At 45.4% G+C, this 24,453-nt stretch carries 20 protein-coding genes and 1 other RNA gene; 12 read left to right on the top strand and 9 right to left on the bottom strand.

Annotated features, from left to right (window positions below; all coding sequences use genetic code 11):
- Nucleotides 1-51 precede the first annotated feature (51 nt).
- The 4 genes from fni to mvk all read right to left on the bottom strand — a co-directional run bounded on the left by fni (nt 52) and on the right by mvk (nt 4,260).
- Entirely contained in the window at nt 52-1,092 is a 1,041-nt protein-coding gene (gene fni / locus FFM80_RS12765; RefSeq protein ID WP_137641148.1) for a type 2 isopentenyl-diphosphate Delta-isomerase, read from the bottom strand.
- Between the two features lie 69 nt (nt 1,093-1,161).
- A complete protein-coding gene (locus FFM80_RS12760) occupies nt 1,162-2,253 on the bottom strand; it encodes a phosphomevalonate kinase (protein WP_137641147.1) in 1,092 nt (363 codons plus the stop codon).
- A gap of 73 nt (nt 2,254-2,326) precedes the next feature.
- Entirely contained in the window at nt 2,327-3,307 is a 981-nt protein-coding gene (gene mvaD, locus FFM80_RS12755) for a diphosphomevalonate decarboxylase (protein WP_137641146.1), read from the bottom strand.
- Between the two features lie 14 nt (nt 3,308-3,321).
- A complete protein-coding gene (gene mvk / locus FFM80_RS12750; RefSeq protein WP_137641145.1) occupies nt 3,322-4,260 on the bottom strand; it encodes a mevalonate kinase in 939 nt (312 codons plus the stop codon).
- 431 nt (nt 4,261-4,691) lie between these two features.
- On the opposite strand from mvk, the gene FFM80_RS12745 reads away from it, so the two are divergent.
- From FFM80_RS12745 to FFM80_RS12730, 4 genes are all read left to right on the top strand, one after another.
- Nucleotides 4,692-7,493, top strand: a complete 2,802-nt coding sequence (locus tag FFM80_RS12745) for a helicase C-terminal domain-containing protein (RefSeq protein ID WP_137641144.1) — start codon at nt 4,692-4,694, stop codon at nt 7,491-7,493.
- Nucleotides 7,494-7,567: 74 nt separating this feature from the next.
- Entirely contained in the window at nt 7,568-8,068 is a 501-nt protein-coding gene (locus FFM80_RS12740; protein WP_137641143.1) for a cell wall elongation regulator TseB-like domain-containing protein, read from the top strand.
- Between the two features lie 22 nt (nt 8,069-8,090).
- On the top strand, nt 8,091-9,293 hold the full coding sequence (locus FFM80_RS12735; RefSeq protein WP_137641142.1) for a pyridoxal phosphate-dependent aminotransferase: 1,203 nt from the start codon (nt 8,091-8,093) through the stop codon (nt 9,291-9,293).
- 76 nt (nt 9,294-9,369) lie between these two features.
- Nucleotides 9,370-10,086 carry a DnaD domain-containing protein gene (locus FFM80_RS12730; RefSeq protein ID WP_137641141.1) on the top strand — a complete coding sequence of 239 codons (717 nt, stop codon included), beginning with the start codon at nt 9,370-9,372 and terminating at the stop codon, nt 10,084-10,086.
- Between the two features lie 101 nt (nt 10,087-10,187).
- Here FFM80_RS12730 and FFM80_RS12725 read toward each other — a convergent pair whose 3' ends face one another.
- Nucleotides 10,188-10,769, bottom strand: a complete 582-nt coding sequence (locus FFM80_RS12725) for a helix-turn-helix domain-containing protein (protein WP_137641140.1) — start codon at nt 10,767-10,769, stop codon at nt 10,188-10,190.
- 291 nt (nt 10,770-11,060) lie between these two features.
- Between FFM80_RS12725 and FFM80_RS12720 the strand changes: the two genes are divergently transcribed.
- Genes FFM80_RS12720 through proC form a run of 4 tightly spaced genes read left to right on the top strand, consistent with a single transcriptional unit; the run spans nt 11,061 to nt 16,357 of the window.
- The gene (locus tag FFM80_RS12720; RefSeq protein ID WP_137641139.1) at nt 11,061-11,840 is read left to right on the top strand and encodes a glycyl-radical enzyme activating protein; all 780 of its coding nucleotides are present in this window, start codon (nt 11,061-11,063) and stop codon (nt 11,838-11,840) included.
- Nucleotides 11,841-11,869: 29 nt separating this feature from the next.
- Nucleotides 11,870-14,275, top strand: coding sequence for a trans-4-hydroxy-L-proline dehydratase (gene hypD / locus FFM80_RS12715; RefSeq protein ID WP_137641138.1), 2,406 nt, complete (start codon nt 11,870-11,872; stop codon nt 14,273-14,275).
- Between the two features lie 14 nt (nt 14,276-14,289).
- Nucleotides 14,290-15,525, top strand: coding sequence for a CD0519/CD1768 family membrane protein (locus FFM80_RS12710; protein ID WP_137641137.1), 1,236 nt, complete (start codon nt 14,290-14,292; stop codon nt 15,523-15,525).
- Between the two features lie 28 nt (nt 15,526-15,553).
- The gene (gene proC / locus FFM80_RS12705; RefSeq protein WP_137641136.1) at nt 15,554-16,357 is read left to right on the top strand and encodes a pyrroline-5-carboxylate reductase; all 804 of its coding nucleotides are present in this window, start codon (nt 15,554-15,556) and stop codon (nt 16,355-16,357) included.
- 253 nt (nt 16,358-16,610) lie between these two features.
- Here the strand turns inward: proC and FFM80_RS12700 are convergent, their stop codons facing one another.
- The 3 genes from FFM80_RS12700 to recU form a co-directional block, all read right to left on the bottom strand.
- A complete protein-coding gene (locus FFM80_RS12700) occupies nt 16,611-17,042 on the bottom strand; it encodes a hypothetical protein (RefSeq protein ID WP_137641135.1) in 432 nt (143 codons plus the stop codon).
- 177 nt (nt 17,043-17,219) lie between these two features.
- Nucleotides 17,220-19,511 (bottom strand): transglycosylase domain-containing protein, encoded by a 2,292-nt coding sequence (locus FFM80_RS12695; RefSeq protein WP_137641134.1) that lies wholly within the window; start codon nt 19,509-19,511, stop codon nt 17,220-17,222.
- 11 nt (nt 19,512-19,522) lie between these two features.
- Nucleotides 19,523-20,146 carry a Holliday junction resolvase RecU gene (gene recU, locus FFM80_RS12690; RefSeq protein ID WP_137641133.1) on the bottom strand — a complete coding sequence of 208 codons (624 nt, stop codon included), beginning with the start codon at nt 20,144-20,146 and terminating at the stop codon, nt 19,523-19,525.
- Nucleotides 20,147-20,251: 105 nt separating this feature from the next.
- Between recU and FFM80_RS12685 the strand changes: the two genes are divergently transcribed.
- The 4 genes from FFM80_RS12685 to FFM80_RS12670 all read left to right on the top strand — a co-directional run bounded on the left by FFM80_RS12685 (nt 20,252) and on the right by FFM80_RS12670 (nt 23,397).
- The gene (locus FFM80_RS12685) at nt 20,252-20,821 is read left to right on the top strand and encodes an SLOG family protein (protein ID WP_137635387.1); all 570 of its coding nucleotides are present in this window, start codon (nt 20,252-20,254) and stop codon (nt 20,819-20,821) included.
- A 75-nt stretch (nt 20,822-20,896) separates the two neighbouring features.
- A complete protein-coding gene (gpsB, locus tag FFM80_RS12680) occupies nt 20,897-21,238 on the top strand; it encodes a cell division regulator GpsB (RefSeq protein ID WP_137635388.1) in 342 nt (113 codons plus the stop codon).
- Between the two features lie 15 nt (nt 21,239-21,253).
- Nucleotides 21,254-21,631, top strand: an RNA gene (gene rnpB / locus FFM80_RS12675) — RNase P RNA component class B.
- Nucleotides 21,632-22,248: 617 nt separating this feature from the next.
- On the top strand, nt 22,249-23,397 hold the full coding sequence (locus FFM80_RS12670) for a THUMP domain-containing class I SAM-dependent RNA methyltransferase (RefSeq protein WP_137641132.1): 1,149 nt from the start codon (nt 22,249-22,251) through the stop codon (nt 23,395-23,397).
- 171 nt (nt 23,398-23,568) lie between these two features.
- Here FFM80_RS12670 and FFM80_RS12665 read toward each other — a convergent pair whose 3' ends face one another.
- Nucleotides 23,569-24,321, bottom strand: coding sequence for an alpha/beta fold hydrolase (locus FFM80_RS12665; RefSeq protein WP_137641131.1), 753 nt, complete (start codon nt 24,319-24,321; stop codon nt 23,569-23,571).
- Nucleotides 24,322-24,453 lie beyond the last annotated feature (132 nt).

Genomic DNA, 24,453 nt, shown 5'->3' with positions numbered 1-24,453 from the left:
ACACATGCAAAAGCGGCTTCCTGATGTTGATGGAAGCCGCTTTTGCATGTGTTATTTTTTTAATGTTGTTTGATACGCTAGTAAATCTGGTGACAAAATAAGTTTATCCGTCATCTGATGCAGATCAGCAATCGTGGTCGCGCCAACCAACGCCATCAATAATTTAAACTGGGCTTGCCAGTCTTGTAACCACTGAATGACTTCAGCGTCCGTGTGATGCAATAACTTATGCAAGACGACGCCAGCCATTCCCACGGCATCGGCACCGAGAATCAGCGCCTTAATAGCATCTAAAGGCGTTCGAATGCCACCAGCCGCTAAAATAGTTAAGTCAGCGGGATGGTCTTGAACGGCTAACAGTGATTCGACGGTTGACAGGCCAAAGTCACTTAAGTAGCTCATTTCTCGTTGTGGACGGCGGCGGTTTTCAATGTCCGCAAAGTTGGTGCCGCCATGTCCACCTAAATCCAAATAGCGAACCCCCGCTTGATAGAGTTTGGTCATTGTTGGACGTGAAATGCCAAAGCCCACTTCTTTAATGATCACTGGAATCGGTAGGGCGGTGGTGATGGCTTGAATATTGGCTAGCCATTTAAAATGACGATCACCTTCCGGCATGACCAGTTCTTGAACAACATTTAAGTGTAGCTCTAAGGCATCCGCGTTAAGCATTTTTATAGCCGTTTTAGCAGCGGTTAACGAATGGCCCGCACCAAGATTACCGAAAACTAGTCCTTGTGGATCATTGTCACGCACACAACTAAAAGTTGGGGCGAGGCTAGCATCTTTAATCGCGACACTTTGTGAGCCAGTCGCCATAGGTAGGTGGGTCGCGGCCGCAATCTTACCTAACCGAGCATTGAGCGCGCCGGTTTGCGTGGAGCCCCCGGTCATGGCTTCGATATATAGCGGGAAAGGCCACTGCCACTTGCCGACGGTTGCGGTCGTTTGAATGGCGGCAACGTCTGTTTCAGGCAAGGCATCATGGCGAAGCCGGACTTGATCAAAGGCGTTTGGTTCTGCAGCATGGTAATACTTTTCTGCGAGTGAAATATGTTCATCTTTACGATGTGATTGTTGGTTTTGGGGCATGCCTTGCACCTCCAAATAAAGTTTTAGGTCAAAAACGGGCGACAAACTGGGTTGTCGCCCGGATAAAAATTACACGTTTGAAATTGATTGGTCACTAACCGTGTGAACGTTCAAGTTCAGGCGTTCAATGCCTTCTTGCGCCCATTGTTTGAGCATTGTCGTTGGTTTAATGGCTTGGTCGATGAGGACGATGCCACAATCACCACCGCCTGCGCCCGAAGTCTTGGCCGCCGCTCCGGCAGCTTCCGCAATCGTGATCATCTTTTTCAAGATTGGGGTCTCAATCGTCACGTGGCTAAAAGCGCCCAAGTCTTGTAATAGCTGGCGATTATGTCGTAATTCGGCTTGAATCTGCTGTAAATCACCAGCATGAAAGCCTTGGACCATCCGTTTCAGACAAGCTTTGCTTTCTTGTAAGAAGGTCTGGTATTCGGCCCGTTGCTTGGCCTTGACCATGGCGACCTTATCAACCAGATGCGAGGTGGACGCGGGTGAACCGGTCCAACCAATCATCAAGCGTAAGTCAGCCGGGGGCGTTAAGAGTTCAATCTTTAAGTCGGGCCATGGCATTGCCAGTAGCTCCGTTAATGAGCAATTTTGGCGCTGGACTTGTAGCCATTGCCGGTCGAAGGAATGATAGGCGATCCAACCACCGTAAACACTGGCGGCGATGTCACCTAATGAACCGTTCCCTTGAACTGAGAGATGCGCAATGGCGGCCAGCTTAAATAGCTTACTTTTGTCCATTGGCAATTTATAAAATTGACAGAGGGCTTTGATCGTTGCCACCGTTACGGCAGCTGACGACCCCAAACCATACTTCTTACCATCAGCACTATCAAGTTCACTATTAATCCCCAAGTGATAGACGCCCAATTCACGGCCCGCTTCACGCGCATAGCTTTCTGTCAAACTAATGGCCGAAAGAATGTAGTGGAAGGGATTGTCACGGTTGTCAAAGACCATCGCATCGCCTTGCCGCCGCCAATAAATCGAGTTTTCTTGATATTGTTTTGAAACGATACTCCCAACTGTATCACTAGGTGAAATCGTCGCGGTCACAAACTGATTCAATGCGACGATAATCGCTGGAAAGCCACTTTCAACCACTGCATATTCGCCTGCAATGTAAAGTTTTCCAGGTGCTTTCACCGTAATCATACCATCATGTCCTTTCGTGATCGGGTGGGGAAGTTTCAGTAAACCCACTGATCAACTTAAAATAAGCAAATTTTTAATGTTCCGTGATTGAAATTCCGGGTCCCGGTTTGGTAACAATTAGTTGTGCTGCCGCAAAATAACGTTGAAGCGCAGTCATAATGACTGGTGTGTCTTGACCGGCACAAATGATCTTCACGTTAGGACCCGCATCCAAAGTATAATAACAGTTTACCCCGCTAGCACGCAAGTCTTGCACGGCCTTAATCGCCGTTAGCGTGTCAGCCGTGAAGTAATTGAACGCTGGTTTGGCACTCAGGTTTAAGGCATGCATTCGCATGGCGTTGGTCTCAGCAATCTCGCCCACACTGGTTAAATCTTTATTAAGGATGGCTTGGCGCATCTCGTCAAGGTCGTGATTAGCGGTCTGGACCCAAGCCGGATAATAGGGCGAAGTCGCGACGACGCGGGCCATTCCTGCTGTAGAACTGATGGGCTTTTTCGTGGCTTTTAAAACCACCGCGATCATTTGAATATCCCAATCAACTGGATCTTGAAGCGGTTCCGCATAAGAACTGGCATCGTCATGACCGGCATGCCATTCCGCGAAACCACCAAAAATCGAGCGGGTCGCTGAACCGGAGCCTCGGCGTGCTAACCGACTGAGTTCGATGGGCGTTAAATCTAAGCCAGCCGCGCGACTGCCGGCTGCGGCCAGCGCAGCAAAGCCGGAAGCTGACGAAGCTAAACCAGCCGAAGTTGGCACGTGATTAGTGGTCCGGACGGTGGCAAAGTTCGGCTGACCGCTACGCTGGCGGATAAGATCTAGAAAAGTCGTCATTCGTGCGGCTTTCGCAGGGGCAATTAACTGGTTGTCAAAATAAACCTGATCCGCTGTCAATTCTGGTTGGAACTGCACACTGGTTTCGGTGTAAAAGTGATCCAAAGTTAATGAGATACTGCCATTTTGTGGCAACATTAAATGGGCATCTTTTTTACCCCAGTATTTGACTAACGCAATGTTAGTATGGGCCTTAGCCGTAACTAGTTTCGACATGAGTATCCTCCGCTTTAATCGTCATTGAGCAGCGGTTCAACCCAGGTTGCGGTTGCCCCAGCTGCGGATAATTTTTGAGATAACGTATTGGCAATGGCTTTTTCGGGCGCTACCGCAATCATACAGCCGCCTTGACCGCTCCCCGTTAACTTAGCGGCTAAAGCCCCGTTTTGTCGGGCGACGGCGAGTAACTGTTCTAGAGCCGGGTGACTGACGCCTAACGAGCGCAGATCATCTTGCGCGCCATTAAGCGCAGTTGCCAAGGCACTTAAATCACCGTTAGCAAGCGCGTCACGCGTTTGGCGTGTCAATAAGCCCAAGTGGTCGATGCGATGTTGAATATGCTCACCTTCAACCATTAACAAGTTTCTAACGGTCGCCACGGCAATTTTGGTCTGACTCTTGATACCAGTATCCGCAATAACCAGATAACCGGGAATTTTAACCGGAATTGGGTAGTTTTCCCGTCCCTTAATAAACCAAACGGGGGACTTCGCACTGGCCGTGGCCACATCTAAGCCACTGGGTTGACCGTGCGTATAACTCTCCGCAATATTGGCGGTTTTTAAGAGAACTTGTTGTGATAACGGTTGGTCGAAGAAATCATAAAACGCCCGCGTGACCGCCACTGCCGCCGCGGCGGAGGAGCCCATCCCACGTTCAGATGGAATATCGCTCGTAATATGAATATCGAAACCTTGGTCGGGAGCTTCAAACCGATTAAGTAAGGTCTGAATTAAGGATTGAATCCCGCCTAAGTTCGCACTCATGGCATGAAAATCCCCATTAAAGTAGCGACTCTTAACGGTTTGGACCGTATCACGCTGGTGAATGACGGCCTGCATCTGAATCGTCGAGATGGGTAGCGCAATGGCCGGTTGTCCGTAAACCACACCATGCTCACCAATCAAAATAATTTTGGCATGACTAGTGCCGGTAGCTAGATTTTTCAATCGTGTCGCTGCCTTTCTAAATGAATTATTAATAGGTTAATAATACCGTATTATGCGGGATTTTTCCACGGGTCAAGTTAGCTGGGAAGATGATGGCTACGCGATTGGAACTGAATATTGAAGTGAGGTACTGGTGATTGGCATGATATATTTGGGGCAGCTAGTAATGAATGAACGGGGCGAACACTTGATATTACGCTAATCTTTTTATGACTGTCGGTAAAGTTGTAACCAGTTGCAAGTACCGGCCAACTTAAGGCATCGTGATTAACTCTCATGACAATCTTAATTGATTATCATGGGATTTTTTTACTACTAGCTATGCTATAATTTATTTTGAGCATCTTTGCTGAAATGCTGATACAACAGCTTGAAATAATAATATGCTATGATGAAATTTAATCTTAAGTTTTGATTTGGGGAAATGACCTATGAAACCAAACACCACCTATGCCGTCGTCGATATTGAAACGACTGGTACTAGTGTTAAAGACGGCGACCGAATTATTCAAATCGGTTGTGCGTTTGTGAAAAATAATAAAATAATTAATACCTTTGCGACCGATGTTAATCCACTAACCACGGTGCCGCCAGTAATCGAGAACTTGACGGGTATCAGTAATGCGCGGGTTCGCAAAGCCCCGCCTTTTGATGACTTAGCTGGGACGGTTTACAGCTTGTTACAGGGGACTGTCTTTGTGGCACACAACGTTAACTTTGATTTACCTTTTATTAATGCAGAGCTCCAACGGGTGGGCTACCCAGAATTGCCTATTCAAGCGGTCGATACCGTTTCGTTAAGCCAGATTCTGCTACCCACGGCGCCGAGCTTTCGGCTACGCGATTTGAGTAGTTTGTTGAATATTAAGCATCAGCATCCTCACGCTGCTGACAGTGATGCCATTGCCACGGCTCATTTATTCATTTTCTTACAACAACGTTTAGCCCATCTGCCGTTGATTACTTTACAGGCGATGGTGCGCTTAACACCGGAGTTGCCACGTGAAACGAGTGAGTTATTTGCGTTGGCGTTACAACAAGGTAAACAGCATCCGACCCGGTTGCCGAAAGACTTAATGATCTGTAATGGGCTAGCGCTTCGTAAAAAGAGTCTACCGCAACATGCTGAAGGCCGGAGCCAGACCCGCTATCCGTTAACGAAGAAGCAAAAGTTGCAATTATTCGGGGATGATCTGACGTATCGGCCGCAACAAGCGCGGATGATGAATCAAATCTATCGTCATTACACCAAGAAGGCGGATCAAAGCACGCCGCTAATGATTGAAGCCCCAACGGGAACTGGAAAAACGCTTGGTTACTTATTGCCGTTAGCGTATTTAGCGCAAAATGAACACCAAGTGATTATCAGTACCGCGACCACGGTTTTACAAAATCAATTGTTGACGCAGGGCGTGCAGTTACTGAATGTTTTGCTGCCGACGCCAGTAACCGCGGTCGTTATTAAAGGCAATCAACATTATATTGACTTGGAACGTTTCAATCGTGGGTTGGCGTTGCATGAACACTCTAAACAGACTCAATTATTAAAATTACGAGTTTTAGTTTGGCTCACGACGACCACGACTGGTGATTTAGATGAGTTACATCTATCAACGTATCAAGCGCCGTACTTTAGCGAAATTGCCCATCATGGGGTGGCCGCGCTTAAAGCCGATGATCCATTCTTTAAGGAAGACTTCTTGCGCTTCCGGGATCAATTGACGGCCCAAGCCACGTTTATCATTACGAATCATGCCTATTTGATGCGGCATGTCGCGCAATTGGGCAGTCGGCAGCAACAGCCATTGCTGGTGCTTGATGAAGCACAACATTTGGCCGATGGGGTCTTACGGGAATCCCGGCAACGTTTCGACTTTAACTTTTACATGGCAGCTTGCCACAGCTTGACGAGTCGGATTGACCAAGAGCACGGGTTGAATCTGCGGTCATTATTTGCTGAACAGCCTCAAGCTGACTATCGCTTGCAACTGCTAGACAATTCGTTGAATGATACCGATCTGCATTTACAACAATTGCAGGCGGCCTTGGCGCGGACGTTTGTACCGAAGCAAAAGGGCGGGAGTCAACCGTTAGAATACGCGATTACGACCGAAGCGGTGACCCAGTTCTTCGCTGAAAACAATACCTTAGTTCGCCAATTACAAACGGCGATTGAGAATTGTTTTTTGCAGTTCCAACAGTTAAATGAACAATATCAACATGACCAAACAGAGATCTTACCAGCCGAGCAGCATGTTTTGGACGACTTTTATAATCGACTCCAGACTTTGCGTCAAGCCTATGACCTGTTACAGACTTGGTTAATTCCGGCAACCCGGGAACAACGCGTCTTCTGGGTCAGCTTAAATCAATGGCATGATCGCGGCAGTTTAACGATTGCGGGAAGTTTGATTGATACTAAGGGTTATTTTAAAGCCCAACTGTATCCTTACTTCAGTGCGCCGTTATTTACCGGCGCAACGCTGTTTGCCACGGGTAAGTCACAATATGTGTACGATCAGCTCGACCTTGATCCAACGACGACCGAGCACCATCAATTATCGACGCCGTTTGACTTACAGAAGCAGGCCCGGCTGATGATTGCCACTGATGCCCGTGGTCCGGAACAGCCGAGTGGTAAGCAACGTGTGAGCTATTTAACGCACGCCATCAGTGAGATTGTGAACGCTGCGCCCAAGCAAACTTTAATTTTGTTTAATTCGTTGAGTATGATTGAAGCGGTCTTTTACAGCTTGCACCAGACGAACGTGTCCGCTGACCGCGAGATTTTAGCCCAGGGGGTCAATGGTAGTCGTGAAAAGTTGTTGCGGCGCTTTATGCAAGGCAACAATGCAATCTTACTAGGGGCGGCCAGTTTCTGGGAAGGTATAGATCTGCCACAGGAACAACTAGAACTCTTAATTGTGACCCAATTGCCATTTGAATCACCGGATCAGACGACGACTAAAGCCCGTTATCAGCAATTACGCCAGGCTCAACTGAATCCGTTCTATAACGAAGCCTTACCCAAAGCGGCATTGAAGTTACGGCAAGGGATCGGTCGGCTTATTCGGACGGAACAAGATACTGGTGCGGCGATTATTTTAGATGATCGGCTCGCCACTAAACGGTATGGCAAAACGATTTTAAAGGCGTTGCCCAAAGCGTTGCCACCGTTTGAAGGGTCAGTTTCTGAAATCACGACCGAATTATCAAACTTTTTTCAAAACTAATTGTGAAAGTGTTCCGCGTTAGTTGGAATTTGCTATAATATAGCTATCTGTTTTTTGAAAGGATCAGGGATAATATGAGAGTTCAACGAAGACGCCGACCAGAACGGTTAGTGATGATTATTTTATTAGTCGTTTTGGCTGTGATCGTCGCCATTTACGGTACACTCTGGGTCGCTCAACGACCGATGCATACTGCTCAAAAAACGGCATATAGCGTCGCCGTCAATAAAGGTAAGCTGAAAACCACGACCGCGTTCAGCCAATATAATGGCACACAAAGTTACTACGTGGTCACTGGAACGAACCAAAAAAACGTCCCCGTCTATGCGGTGATTAATACGAAGAAAAGTCATCAAACAACGGTGGTTAAACAATCGGCTGGACTCACCCGGACACAAGCGCTACGTAAGGTTTGGTCCAAACGTAATCCTAGCAAGGTGATCAAGGCCACCATTGGTAAGTACAATGGCCAAGTTGTCTGGGAAGTCACCTATTTGAATGCCAAAAAGGCTTTGTGTTACGAAGTTTTACAATATTCTAATGGGAATCAATTAAAATCAATTATTAATATTTAACTTGAAAGGGAGCCGGTCGTTTATGGAATTATCGCGAAAAGTGATGCAGATTCAACCGTCTGCGACATTAAAAATTAGTTCGCAGGCCAAGCAGATGCTAGCAGATGGCATCGATGTCATTAACTTAGGCATCGGGGAGCCTGATTATCAGACACCTGATAATATTAAACAAGCGGCGATTGAGAGCATTCAAAATGGGCAAGCCAGCTTTTATACGCCAGCAACCGGGTTACCAGCTTTAAAGCAAGCCATCAGTCAGCGGATTGAAACGGACCATGGCTATCACTTTGACCCGAGCCAGATTGTGGTGACCAATGGCGCTAAGTTGGCTTTGTTTACATTGTTCCAAGTGATTATCAATCCCGGCGATGAAGTCTTGTTGCCCGTTCCTTATTGGGTCAGCTATTCAGAACAAGTTAAGTTAGCTAACGGAACGCCGGTGGAAGTCGGCACGGATCGACAACTTCGCTTTACTGTCGCTGACCTGGAAGCCCAGCGAACGGCACATACGAAAGCCTTAGTCTTGAATTCGCCACAAAATCCATCTGGGCTAGTCTTTAGTCGCGCGGAATTAACGGCGATTGTGAACTGGGCCGTTCAACATGATGTGCTAGTGATTGCTGATGAGATCTATGAGAAGCTCTTATACAATGGCAATCAGTTCACTTCAGTGTTGGAACTGGGCGATGAGAATATGAGTCACGTGGTATTGGTTAACGGCGTCTCTAAAGCTTATTCGATGACGGGCTGGCGAATTGGTTATGCGGCCGGGCCGAAAGCTATTATGGCGAAGATGGGGGTGGTCTTGGGCCATGCTTCTAGTAATCCCGCGGCTGTCTCACAATACGCTGCAATCGAAGCTTTTGGCGGTGATCAGACTTCTGTTGAGACGATGCGGCAAGGCTTTGAACAACGGTTAAATGAACTTTACCCATTGATTAAAAGCTTGCCAGGGTTCAAATTACCAGCTGGTAAGCCAGCCGGGGCGTTCTACTTATTCCCTGACGTGACAGAAGCGTTGCGTTTAGCGGGGTATGCCGATGCTCCAGCCTTCTGTACGGCGGTCTTACAAGATGCACATGTGGGCCTGGTTCCTGGCGAAGCCTTTGGATTACCTGGGCATATCCGCTTAAGCTATGCGACTGATATGGCTTCGTTACGCAAAGCCTATCAACGGTTGCAAGACTTTATGACTAAGAAAATCGCTGAACATTCAGCACAGTAACGGTTAATTGAACAAACGGGCTCGTTGGTTAATGGACTAATCAACAGCCCGTTTGTTGTCATTATAGGGGGTTAACATGGAACCACTAGCACAAGCACTAATCAAGGATGGGCAGACCACGTTACCGAACGTGTTATTGCTGCATTATCATGAAATTGGGATGACCAGTGAAGAATTAGTCGTGTATTTACAATTCAAGCGTCTGATGGATCAGGGGAGTGAATTTCCAGATGCTAATTTGGTTGCCCAAAGTATGGGTGAACCTGCTAATACGGTTTTTCAACGGTTGCATGAATTGTTATCAAAAAAGTTACTAACGATTGAATCGGTGACCGCCGCCGATAAAAAGATTCATGATCGGTATAATTTTGATGGCATTTATGACAAATTGGCCGTCGCGTTAACCAAGCCCAAACCAGCGGCGGCAACCGCGGTTGATGATGGTAATCAGCGACAGAAGGTCTTTCGCAGTATTGAAAGTGAATTTGGTCGAGCCTTGTCCTCATTTGAGATGGAGTTTATTAGTAAATGGTTTGACGAAGATCATTACCAACCAGAAATTATCGAACTAGCTTTACGGGAAGCCGTTTTGAGTCAGGTTTATAATTTGAAGTATATGGATCGAATCTTACTCAATTGGAGTAAGAAGAACCTCACGACCGCGGCGCAGATCGAAGCAGATCGGAATAGCGGCTTGAATAAACGCTTGAATCAAGCACCGAAAGCCAATCAGCGACAGACTGGCGAGAATGCTGGTCCAAAGATTCCGTTATTTAAGTTGGGTGATCATTAAAAGGCAATCAAAATAGGGTTTCAGCAAGTTAATTTGCTGAAACCCTATTTTTTTGAGTCATGTGTATGCGACTAAGTAACCGCGGTAATGACCAACCAAATTTAGCGGGCGATTGCCTGACTTTCGTAGTGATCATGACCACCGAGGTTACCACTATGGACGACTAATAATTTGACCAAGCTTTGCCCTTGATTCGCCCAATTATGCAAGCGCATTGAATTAAAGTGCGTCGCATCACCTGGATAGAGTTGATAAACTTTGTCCTTAATGACCAGTGTCAAGATACCTGCTAAGACATAGACGAATTCTTCGCCCTCGTGCGTGTAAGCTTCAGGTAATTCTTGCTTTTCATCAGGTAACAAGATGAGCAATTCAGGACGCATCGTAAGGTCAGCACTCTCAGCGCTCAAAGATTCATAAATTGCGTTATTTAAGCGGCGTTGATCTTTTCGTTCATAACTACGAATGACGTCTCTTTTTTGGACTTCCTTAGTTGCAAAGAAGATTTGGATTGAGACGCCGAAAATATCAGCAATTGTTTGTAAATGGGCCACGTCGATGGTTGTCATACCACGTTCAAACTGTGATAAAAAGCCGACTGAAAGATCTGCTTGCGTTGCCAAATCTTTGAGCGTCATCTTATGTTGTGAACGTAGGCTTTTGACCTTTTCACCAATATTCATAATAGGATCACCTCTAATTCATGTATAAAATTAATTATTAATCTAACGACCCCAAAAAGCAATTGTTTGCGGTGCTCAGTTAGGCTAATCAGAGTAAAAATACGTTTCAAATGAATTTATAATAAATATATGGTTGATATTTTCACCTAGATGAATTATGATGAGCTTGTTAACAAAGTAACAAGTCATAAAGCAACGGTGCTATTATTCAGGAATGTTCTTATATAGAAGATTAATAATGATTAATTAGGTGTTAAGGATTTTTTTCATTTACATGAAAAGAGGGATGACGTGAGAAAACCAATTATCTTTAATATTCAAAAGTTTTCGACGCATGATGGCCCGGGTATTCGGACAACGATCTTTTTTAAAGGATGTCCGATTCAGTGCCAGTGGTGCCATAATCCAGAGAGTCAAAGTTTTAAACCCGAGCCGATGTTAAATAAGGATGGTCAGGCTGAGCTTTTAGGAAAAACGTATGAAATCGATGAACTGGTTGAGATTGCGACTAAAGATGAGTTGTTTTATGACCAATCGGGGGGCGGTGTGACTTTATCCGGTGGTGAAGTAATGGCCCAACCGATTGAATTCATTGAGGAGCTGACCCGACGACTGGCAATGCGGGGGATTTCTGTGGCAATCGATACTTGTGGCGTTGTATCGCAACGCAACTTGGAACGGGTATTGCCGTATGCTGATCTTTACTTATACGATTTAAAGTTCATTGATTCACAACAACATAAAAAATATACGGGAGCGACTAACGAGAAAGTCCTTAATAACTTAAAATTTTTGAGTGATCATCAGGCGCGCATTATACTACGACTTATTCTACTGAAAGACTTAAATGATACCGATGATATTTTAAAGCGGACATTGGCTTGGATCAAAGCTAATCACATTCATGTTGAAGAGGTCAGCCTGTTACCTTACCATGATTTTGGTCGTGATAAGTATCGGAAGCTAAATCGTGAATGTACCCAAAACTTCAAGGTTCCAACTGATGACCGGTTAGCGGTTATTAAGCAAGCTTGGGAAGATTATGGTGTCCCAGTAAAAATTGGTGGTTAACTATTGGTGATTTTTAGGAGGAAATAATAATGACGATTAAAATGGAAACCAAACCGTTACGTGGCAGTACCCCTCGAATTCAACGGCTACGCCAAATTAGTGAAAAGGAATGTCAACCAAGTATCTCGATGGAACGCGCAGTGTTAATGACGGAAGCTTATAAAAAGTGGGAAGGCCACGTGTCGACCCCGGTACTCAGAGGGTTAGCCTTTAAACATATTATGGAAAAGCGGACCTTGTACTTAGAACGCGGGGCTTTAATCATTGGTGAAAAAGGAGATCGCCCATGGGCCGCACCAACTTTTCCAGAGTTATGTTGCCATACCATGGAAGATTTTTCGAATATGAATGATCGTGAACGCGTCTTCTTCAAGGTTAGTGATGAAGATCGGCGGATTCAAAAAGAAGTGATCATCCCTTATTGGAAAGATCGGGCCATGATGACGAAGATGAATGCGAGCTTACCTGAAGAATGGCATAATTTATTCAACGCAGGCTTATATACTGAGTTCCTGCAACAACGTGGCCCTGGTCATACGGTCGCTGACGGGAAGATTTACCAAAAAGGTTATCTTGATTTTATGGCCGATATTGATGCCGAGATTGAAAAAATTGACTTTTTAAAGGATCTTGACGCTTTTAATCGTCGTGAAGAGCTTAAAGGGATGCGCCTAGTTTGTGAAGGAATGGTTATCTTTGGTCAACGATATGCGCAACAAGCACGTGAACTAGCAGCAGATGAAACGGATCCCCAATGGCGAGCTGAATTGTTAACGCTTGCAGACGTTTGTGATGTCGTTCCAGCCCATGCCCCAACTACATTCCGTCAGGCCATTCAGATGTATTGGTTTACCCATATCGGGGTCACCGTCGAAATGAATAACTGGGACGCCTATTCACCCGGTAAGTTGGATCAACATTTAGAACCATTCTACAAGGCTGACATCGCTGCCGGACGTTTGACACGTGATGAAGCAAAAGAACTGCTAGAAAATCTTTGGATTCAATTCAATAATCAACCAGCACCACCTAAAGTTGGGATTACATTAAAAGAAAGTGCGACTTATACCGATTTTTGTAATATCAATACGGGGGCGCTACGGGCTGACGGGACCTCCGGAGTTAGTGACGTGTCGTATCTGATCTTAGAAACGATGGACGAAATGAAGTTGTTACAGCCAAGTTCTAACGTTCAAATTTCTAAAAAGTCACCGCAACATTTCTTAAAAGAGGCCTTGAAGATCTCGCGTAAAGGCTGGGGACAACCGGCATTTTATAACTCTGAAGCAATCATTCAAGAACTAATGTATCTTGGTAAGTCGCTCGATGATGCCAGAGATTCAGGCATTTGTAGTGGTTGCGTTGAAGCTGGTTGTGCCGGTAAGGAAGCCTATGTTTTGACCGGCTACTTAAACGTGCCGAAAGTCTTGGAACTAGTCTTAAATCGCGGCTTTGACACGTACACTAACAAGTTGGTCGCTTTAGATCTTGATGATCCAAGAAACTTTGAATCTTACGATGAACTTTTGGCAGCATTTAAGCAGCAATTGGATTATGTGGCGACGGTTAAAATTGCAGGAAATAATTTGATTGAACGGTTATTCATGGAAGAAATGCCGGTGCCATTACTTTCGGTCATCACTGATGATTGCATTAAAGCTGGCGTTGACTATAACGCTGGTGGCGCTCGCTACAACACGAGTTACATTCAGTGTGTGGGCGTTGCCACGATTACCGATTCGTTAAGTGTTTTCAAGAAACAAGTGTTTGAAGACCAACGGCTCAGTATTGATGATATCTTAAAGGCCTGCAAGGCGGACTTTAAGGGTTATGATGAAATCTTTGATCTTGTTTATAATCAAACACCGAAATATGGCAACGATGATGCGTATGCCGATCGGATTCTGGTGGATGTTAGCCACGCTTTACAAGAAAAAATTGCTGGTAAATACACGCCGAAGGGGTCCAAGACCGTGGTTGAATTCTTGCCGACAACTTGTCATGTTTACTTTGGTTCAGTCATGGAAGCGAGTCCCAATGGTCGGCATGCGGGGATTGCATTGCCAGACGGGGTTTCTCCAGAAAAAGGGGCCGATCGGAATGGTCCGACAGCGGTAATCAAGTCAGCTGCTAAGCTCGATCAATTGAAGACTGGCGGGGCATTATTAAATCAGAAATTTACACCAGCGGTTGTTGCCGGTGAAGACGGACTGAATAATATGGCGACGCTGATTCGCGGTTACTTTGCAATTGACGGTCATCACTTACAGTTTAACGTGATTGATAGTCAGACCTTATTAGATGCCCAAGCACACCCTGAAGATTACGAAGATTTGATTGTTCGGGTGGCCGGTTATAGTGACTACTTTAATAATCTGGACCGGGCGTTGCAAGATGAGATTATTTCCCGAACATCTCAAGATTTCGGTTATTGAGAGGGGGGATACGGATGGCAATGCGAAAAGCAGCATCGCGACCTGTAGAAATGAAAGCGGTGTCAGAAGAGACCCGGACAATTCCAGATCCTTTGAAATACCGTCCTGAAATCAGTAAAGGAACGTTCTTCTGTATTGCTTTCTTGTTATTACTAGGCTGGTATTTTGCCAGTGTCATGGGATTTGGGACCATGTTTAGTGTTGTGATGTCGACCGCCCATGATCTTTTGTTAAATACTTGCTTTTATATTATGGGGGTGGCGGTTTTAGCCGGCGCGGTTTCAACAATGTTTACTGAGTTTGGGGTGACGGCATTACTGAATAAATTATTGGCACCACTCATGAAGCCACTATTTAACTTACCAGGGGTGGCTGCTTTAGGCGCAATTACCACCTACTTTTCTGATAATGCCGCGATTGCCATTCCGAGTCAGGATCCAGCAGTTGCTAAGTATTTTAAGAAATACCAATGGACGACCATGTTAAATTTTGGGACGACCTTTGGGATGGGCGTTATTCTGGCTGGGGGCGTCCTAGGAATTAAGTCTGGTAAGTTCGCGGCCTGTGTGGGAATTGGCTCGCTGTGTGCCATTGTTGGTGGGATTATTAGTACCCGCATGCTGATGTGGAAGACTAAGCGAATGTATGGAACAACCGCCGGGGTTGAAGATAAATACCTCAATGCTAATACGAAAAAAGTACCAGCTGGCTATCGGCAGATCCGTAGTGGAAGTCCGATGCAACGGGCGCTAGATGCTGTCTGTGATGGTGGTAAAGCGGGGGTTAAGTTAGGCCTGTCTGTGATTCCTGGCGTCTTGATATTCACGACGTTAGTGATGATGTTGACTAATGGCCCTAGTATGGTTGACGGTCAAGCCGTCTATCAAGGCGTCGCCTATGAAGGGACCGGCTTGTTGACGATGTTGGGTGATAAGTTGGCCTTTATCTTAAAGCCGATGTTTGGTCTGGTTAATCCACAATCACTAGGATTGCCGCTCACATCATTAGGTGCCGCTGGAGCCAGTTTAGCTGGTGCTAAACAGATGGCCGATGCTGGGACTATCGGAATGCATGATATGACCGTCTACTTTGCGATTGCTTGGTGCTGGGCTGGCTTCGTCTCCTCACATGCGTCCGTTGCCGATGCTTTGAAGGTTCGAGAATTAACGACCTTTGCAATGCTAGCGCAATTGATTGGTGGTTTAGCTGCCGGGGTACTTGCTAACTATATGGCACTCTTACTATTTTAAGACGACTGATAAGGAAGAAGGAAAAACGATGACACATACTATTGGATTCTTAGGTGGCGGCAATATGGGGCGGGCCATCATGGGTGGTCTGATCAAAGCTGGCCTTTATCGTCCTGATGAAATTAAGGTGTTTGATATTTCAGAAGCAGCCTTAACGAGCTTGCAAACCGACCTAAATGTTCAGCCTTATACGGCCGCCGATGAATTAGTCAAGGCATCGGAGATTGTGGTCGTCTCAGTGAAACCGCAAGTGTTAGATAACCTTCTAACACCTTTGAAATCGGTGATTACGAAAGATCAGCTGGTGGTCTCCATTGCCGCGGGGGTGACGTTAGCCCATCTAACGACGCTCCTCTCTAATAAGAATAAGTTGGTGCGTGTTATGCCTAATACCCCAGCATTGGTTGGGGCGGGGATGGCCGCCATTGCGACAAATGAAGTCGTAACTGTGGATGATCAACAAGCCGTCTTGGCGATCTTTAATAGCTTTGGACTGGCAAAACTAGTTCCAGAACACTTGATTGATGCTGTTGTTGGCATTTCTGGATCAGGACCGGCGTACGTCTACATGTTTATTGAAGCGTTAGCTGATGGGGCGGTTCTCGAAGGATTGCCACGTCAAGATGCCTATAAGTTTGCAGCTCAGACCGTATACGGCGCTGCCAAAATGGTTCTTGAAACGGGTCGACTCCCTAGTGACTTGAAAGATATGGTTTGTTCCCCAGCTGGAACGACCATTACGGGGGTGCGTGTCTTAGAAGATGGCGGTTTTAGAGGCTTGATTATGGATACGGTGCATGCAGCCGCTCAAAAGAATCGTGAGATGGGTTAAACAATAACTACGCCCTAATCTGGGCCACTAAAGACAGGCTGTTGCTGTTTTTAGTGGCTTTTTTATAGTCTTGGCTTAAATTGCCACGCTGGCCCGCCCATCGTTAATTATCAGCGATTGATGTATTGTCTTTAATCAACCGGTAGGCGGTAATTTGGACTAGCACCAAGCGTAGCTAAGGTCATTTAGCGGGACCGGTGGCTGACAATTAAATAAAAGGCCCTCACTGATTGGGTATATCAGTGAGGCCTGCTTAGTGATGCAATGCATAATAACGATAGCCTAAATGACTCAGTACAATTAGGCTTAACGTGCCAGTGTAAACTAGTATCCATAGTAGTTCAGTCTGGTTGAGTAGTGTGTAATGACTGATGAAATCGATCAGAAAGCTTAGTTCTAAAAAGATGGCAGGGGCGCTAAGTAAGCCATAGTAATTTGGAAATCGCTGTTGGCGGTTAACTGGATAAAAATTCACTACCAAAAAGGCGACTAGTGGGCAAAGCAGCCCGATAAAAAAGGCCAAGGTCACTTGATTGGTCGCGCGCCAATGATCAAAGGTTTGGAAAAGCTGGGGCACGCCTCGATAAGGCAACCAAAAGGCCGTTAAGAGTCGTTGTCGGTAGTAAATGACTAACAAGGGTTGCAATACCGCTATCCCTAATAACCATGGATATTTAAGTCGCATGGAGCACACCATCCTTTTTTCTTTAGCATAGTGAACTTGGCGCCCGTTAACTAGCATGATGATGTAAAAGTTTGGTAACAAAATGGTTAACTTGTGTAGAATAAACAATTATAACCAAAAAAGCACGTCTCAATTGGCCGTTTAGGGCTTGCTGAGACGTGCTTTTAACTTGGCTGACTATTGACCAGCGTGCTGGTTGTTATCGGCTGTACTGGAGCTAGCAGCGGTTGAACTGGAGGCTTCATGCGAGCTTGAACTAGCTTCACTGGAACTAGCCGCTTCACTAGAGCTTTCACTCGAACTGGCGGCTTCGCTGGAACTTGAGGCCGCTTCACTGGAACTAGCTGAACTCGATGAGCTTTGGGTCATTGTATGATCCGTCGAACTCGATGAAGATTGCGTGGTGGTCGTCCCATTGTTGATGCTACTGCCGGTGGTCCCGGAGTTGGCTTCAGCATTAGAGAAAAGGTGACCAACGACGTATAATTCTTCAATCCCGTTTTTCTTAACGGTGCCGACTGAGCTTGGTTTGGCCCAATCGGAATTTGGTGAATATTGTTGCAAGTAGGTCATCATCTCACGATAAATATTTTGTGAAATCTTGGCGTTAGAATTATCGATATAACCTTGATTCTTTTGATCATACCCGGTCCAGACTGAAACGGAATAGTTCTTCGTATAGCCGGCCATCCAAGAATCAAGCATTGCATCAGAAGGCACCGTTCCTTTAAGGTTATCTGGATAATCATCGGTCCCGGTCTTCCCAGCTTGGTAGACGCCGCTAATTTTGGCAGTCGTCCCAGTCCCGGAAGCGGAATTGATAACGTCTTTAAGCATGTCCGTAATCATATAGGCCGTCGATTGCTTCATGACACGTTTACCATTACTGGTGTAATTAACGGTGCGGTTGTCTTGAGTCACAATCTTGTTAATGTAGTATGGCTTGTGATAAGTCCCACCATTCGCAAAGGCGGCGTAAGCACCGGCCACTTGTAAGGATGAAACTTCAGCACCAATCGCATTTGAATATGGAATAGTGCCTTTGAGGTTCATACCGAGTTGGTTAGCAAAGTTCTTTGCTCGGGTTCGCCCAACTTGTGCTAAAGTCCGCACGGCGGGAATATTCCGCGATTGAACGAGGGCTGAACGCATCGTCATATTGCCTAAGGTATTATTGTCAAAGTCATTGACAGACGTGTTGTGACCAGGGTACTTGAATTTCGTGTCGGCAACCGTTTTGTAGGTTGGCCAGCTTTCATATTCAATTGCGGGACCGTAGTCGAGAATTGGTTTCATTGTTGACGCATTGGAACGATCGGTTCGTACCGCTCGATTAAAACCGTAAGTGACGTTAGTATGCTTCCGACCACCAATCATCGCAGAAACTTTACCAGTGTAAGAATCAACGACCGAAACGCCTAATTGGAAGTTCTTGTCAGGATAGCTCACATATTTAGACGTATTGGCGATGTCATACAACCGTTGTTGGGCGTTCATGTTCAGGTTGGTATAGACTTTAACACCGCTGGTAGCGGGATCATACCCCTTTTTCTTAAGGTCCGCTCTAACTTCCGTCAGATAGGCATCGATCACTTTTTGCTTTTTCTGTTGGGTGACGATACTGCCATGGGTCTTAGCAAGGCCCGTCTTCACGTTCACCGCTTCGGCTGTGGTTTCTTGCTGCTTAGTGATGGCTTTACTGTCGTACATCGCTTGCAAGACCAAGTTACGACGGTTCGTCGCATAGCTTGGGTACGTGTATGGATTATAGTAAGTTGGTGATTGTGGCATTCCGGCTAAGAGGGCCAGTTGACTCAGATTTAGATTATTGAGTGACTTGCCATAGTAATACTTAGCGGCGGTACCCATCCCGTAAATCCCGTTACCCATATAAACTTTATTAATGTAGAATTCCAGAATCTGGGCTTTACTGAAGTGCTTTTCAACATTTAAAGCTAACCAAGCTTCTTGAGCTTTAACCCGTAAGTTTCGGTCCGAAGTATTGGTTGAAAAGACGGAGAGTTTGACTAGCTGCATTGTCAAGGTACTCCCACCTTGCATCCCGAGTGAACTGCCTTTTAAGTTACCTAAAGCTGCACCGAGAATCCGGTAGTAGTCGACGCCTTTATGTTGGTAGAAGCGACGGTCTTCAATGGAAACTACCGCACTTTTTAACGTTGCGGGGATCTGATTAGACTTGACGTACTCCCGGTTACTAGTCCCGAAGTTAGCAATTAATTTGTTGTTGGCATCGTAAATCCGGGTGGCATTTTCACTCTTGAGATTGCTTTCGGTAATCGTTGGTGAACTCTGCGCGTAATAGAAAAATAAACCGATACCAGCAAGGGCGCCCACCACAAATAATGCAATTAATGTTAGAACTATCCGACGAAACCAATGCCGTTTCGGGGGTTGGGGTTGGTTGCGCTTGCGCGCCACCCGTGAATCTTGATCATTGTTACCTGCCATGATGTTCTCCTTTAGTGACTTGATGGTGACACATTAATGATAGTATCCACGGCATCCAAGTATGGAATTAGTGGATTAAGTTGATAGTGTAGTTCTGTAGCCAAGCGTTCCACATCAGCGAGTGGGATGGATTTACGGCCGCCATCCGCTTGATGGTCCCAGTAAGTATTGAGATCAGTCGCCTTTAATAGGAATAACCGTTCTAAGACGGCAAAGCGAATGATAACAAAGCAAATGCCGCCTTGGTGCAAACATTTGCGCATGTGCTCGATCTGATGTTCATGAAAGTTTTTGAGTGGAAAGGCTGTTTTACTCTTGGTCTCCTTCGCTTCAAAGTCCAAATATTTACCACGGTAGACCCCGTTGTAATCAGTCGTGGAGGCATGCTGGAAATACGCCTCACGAATGACAGCAGCAGCGCGGTTCGGATAGTCAACTTTCACGATTTGAATGGGCGTTGGCTTTTTATGAATAACTGCGATATCATTTTCCAGATAATAAGTATTGCTGGCATTAAGTTCTTCTTCCAAACTCATTCCGCGATCGCCGAAGTTAACGTTGGCAAACTTAGAATGCGGTTTGTTGCTTGGGGAAGGTTGGCGATAAGCCTTGCCGTTGGGATAACGAATCGTCAAATTATCAACCTCCTAATATTGTCATATTTTACCATTAAAGCGGCCAATGTGAAATATCTGTGAGGCTTTAAGGAAATTGTTAGTCAAGTTGAAAGGGGCTTTTTTGTGAGTCGATTATGGCTAAGTGGCTATCGAAGCTACGAATTAAACGTCTTTGGAGAACAAGATGATAAATTAAAAGTGATTAAATATGCATTGACCGAATATCTGACTAGTCAGATTGAAGATGGGGTGGATTGGTTGATTACTGGCGGTCAGCTGGGAATTGAACAGTGGTGCGCCGAAGTCGGGCTGGAACTAAAGCAGACGTATCCTGAATTAAAAGTCGCGATGATGCTACCATATGGTGAATTTGGCGGCCGCTGGAATGAGAATAATCAAGCCAAGTTACAAGGATTATTAGCACGGGTGGACTTCCATGCGGCAGTTAGTAAGCAATCTTATGAAAATCCTCAACAATTAAAAAACTATCAAGAATTCATGGTGACCCATACCGATGCAGCGACATTGGTGTATGATCCAGATAATCCCGGTAAGCCTACGTACGACTATGATTTGATTCAAAAGTTTAGCGAAGATCATCCGTATCCGCTGACCTTGATTGATTTTGATTGGTTGCAAGAAAGTGCGACCGAGTATGCAGAAAAACAGAATAATGGTTTTAATTTTGAATAAAGTCTGCTACAATGTTTTAAGTAATGCGGATGCCTATTTTGGTGTCGCGCGAATAACAATGAGGTGTTTTTAAGTATGGCTAAACGTAATTTTGCTCCCAAAGACATCCTGCAAAAAGAATTCAAACCAAAGATGCGGGGCTATGATCCAGCAGACGTGGATGGTTTTTTAGATAATGTCATTAAGGACTATGAGTCATTTAATAAAGATAACCAACAACTTTCAGATGAAAACGAACGGTTACGCGCAAAAGTTGACGAACTGACTAAGCAAGTCGCTGTGGGCGGAACCAGTCCATCTTCACAACCAACTAGTACGGTGACGAACATGGATATTCTGAAACGTTTATCTAATTTGGAACGCCACGTCTTTGGTGCTCAATTAGACAATAATCAAAATGAATCACACCGACTCTAAACGTGATTCAGTGTAAATCCTGGGTAATCGCGGTCAACTTATGTTGATTGAGGAAGGTCCATGCCCGCACAAGCTGCGATGCTTGTAGTGTCCGTGCTCGGCTATAAACCGGGGGAGCGATGTTATCATCGTTTACGGCGGCAAAAACGGCTAAGGCGTAAGCTATGCCCGAGTATGCCTGAAAAGTGCCACAGTGACGATAACTAGTTGGAAACGGCTAGTTTGGAACGCGGTAAACCCCACGAGCGGGAAACCCAAACTTACGGTAGGGGAGTCGATCACACTGGAATTTGAACAAAGTGGTCGAGGAGATTAATAATCTTGAGATAGATGATTACCGCCATACTGACTGACGTCTGTGCTTCAGTATGGTACAAAACGTGGCCTACAGGGATTTACATGTCGACAGAATGCTGGGACAAAAGTTCGCTTTTGTCCCAGTTTTTTTATACGGAAATTTTCCGAACGTTTTTAGAACAAACACTCGGTACTAGTGCAGAAATTGCCACTCTGGTTGGGTCAGTATCGGCTGGAACGTGGTGGCCGCGTTTATGAGCCGAAGAGCGGTCTCATAAGCCGAGCTTTGACTAACCCGGAAAATCACCGGCTAAGTCAAATGACACCACTGAGCCAATTCTGACCCGCCCGGCGTTAATTGATTGCTAATTTATGAACAGTTCAACCGGTAGCTTTAGCCGAGCCGGTGCTTTCTAAAATTTTTAGCTGTGTCATTGGGCTTAGTACTAGTGGGCTGTTCGGATTTAGGCCGAGGTCAGTTTTGAAGACCAGACTTTTGGCTTCAAAATGACCCATGGCGTTCCAACATTTTAGAAACAACCGGCAGGGGGCAATTTCAACTAGTATCAAGCGTACACAGTGAATAAATTCGGTGTGGATTGTAGTCGAACTGCGTTTAACTTAGGTAATTATGCTAAACTGTAGAAGACGTGTTAACTGAATTAACATATAAATAGAAATAAATCATCATGCCAAAACGGCAGGAGGAAACTATGGAAGAATTTAGATTACTAGCAACATGTGCCAGCGGGATTGAAGCCTTGGTTGGGCGCGAATTACGCGACTTAGGCTACCAAACGCAAGTTGAAAATGGCCGGGTGCGTTTTAACGGGACCATCAAAGATATTTTACGGACCAACTTATGGTTACGCACTGCCGATCGGGTAAAGATTATTGTTGGTGAATTTAACGCTTACAGCTTTGATGAACTTTTCGAAAAGACCTTGGCGTTACCTTGGGACCAACTCTTACCAATGGATGCGGAATTCCCAGTTGAAGGGAAATCACGTAACTCCAAGTTACACAGTGTGCCGGATGTCCAATCAATCGTTAAAAAAGCGATTGTGAACCAATTGGCCAGCACTTACCATCGGAATGGGCATTTACCTGAAACTGGTGCTTTGTTCCCATTAGAAGTCGCTATCAATAAGGATAAAGTCTTATTGACCTTAGACACGACTGGTTCCAGCTTATTCAAACGGGGCTACCGGTTAGAAAAAGGTGGCGCGCCATTGAAGGAAAACATGGCAGCGGCCTTGGTCATGTTAGCCAAGTGGTATCCAGACAATCCATTTGTTGATCCCGTTTGTGGGTCGGGAACAATCCCGATTGAAGCGGCCTTATTAGCACGTAATATTGCGCCAGGGTTCAACCGTGCTTTTGCTTGTGAAAAGTGGGATTGGGTTCCGAAAGGCTTGAGTCAAGAATTACGTGATGAAGCCGATAGTCAAGCAGATTATGACATGGACTTAGATATTAGTGGTTACGATATCGATGGTAAGATGATCGATATTGCCAAGTTAAATGCTCAAGAAGCGGGTATTTTACATGATATCCAGTTCAAACAATTAGCCGTTAAAGACTTTACGACCGAAAAGATCAATGGCGTGATCATTGCCAACCCACCTTATGGGGAACGGTTAAGTGATCGTGACACGGTGCGGATTTTATATCGGCAAATGGGTCAAGTTTACGCGAAGTTACCTAGTTGGAGTAAATATATCTTGACGAGTGATCTAGAATTTGAAGATTATTTCGGCAAGAAAGCCACTAAGCGCCGAAAATTGTATAACGGGGCGTTACGGACCGATTACTTCCAGTATTGGGGTAAACGGATTCGCCCAGCACGGACTGAAAACTAAAGTTGAACGTAATAGTTATGGGGTAGCCCTCTGGTGGGGCTGGCACATAGCTATTTTCTTGTTAAAAAAGGCCCACTCAGTATGACTTGAGCGGGCCTTTGAAGCTGGTCTGAATTTTTGGGAGACTGCCGTGAGTTGGCCAATTAGTACGACTAGCTATCAATGAGCTGATTAATTAAGATAATAATCAAAGAAATTCGCCACTTTTTCCATTAACGGAACTTTCACTAGGTGCTTAGCCTGATAGCCGGTAATGAACGCGACTTGTTCGGCATACGGTTGTCGATGGACCCGGTCGAAAAAGTTACGGGCCTGATGATATGGAATCCGTTCATCGTCCGTTCCGTGCCAGAATAGCACTGGGCGATGATTAATGGTTTCCGGATGCAGATTCAAGTCGTAATTATCAAGCCAACTCGTTAATTGGGCCATATCATGCGGTAAGTAACGGTGATGCGTGGCAGCGCTTGTTCGCACCAGCTCAGCGTAAGCATTTAGATTAGGCGTGCCCATAATAATGGTAGCAGCTTTGATCTCGGGATGCTGAGTGAGTAATGCGCCAGTCGTCATCCCGCCCATGGAATAACCGCCAACCCCAATTTGGTGGTTGAGAATCAAATGGCGGGTTTGATAAAAGTTAATCAACAACTCAAACTCTGCCAGATTGCCTTGGATACTTTGCCAAAACGTGACTGATGGCAGACTGCTGACGGGTTGTTGACGCGCGCCGTGATTCATAGCGTCTGGTAAAATGACGCGTAAGTTGTGCTGGGCCAGCTTGCGGGCTTGGGTGAGTACCAACTCTTTTTCAGACCGCCATCCATGATAAAAGACGATGAGCGGCAGGGCTTGATGGCGGAAGTTATCCGGAACTACTTCCAGAATTGGAATATCTTGGATTTGACGTTGCAGGATTTCAATCATGACGAGGGCCTCACTATTATTTTTTTTATATTTAATATAAATTTGGCAGAATTTTCTTGCTTTCAAACAAGGGATGAATACCATTATGCTTTTCGCTGATTAGCAATATAGTTTTCTACGGTCGTCTTACTC

It is taken from the genome of Lactiplantibacillus dongliensis (assembly GCF_005405105.1).
GTDB lineage: Bacteria > Bacillota > Bacilli > Lactobacillales > Lactobacillaceae > Lactiplantibacillus > Lactiplantibacillus dongliensis.
This window is presented reverse-complemented; position numbering and strand designations above follow the sequence as displayed.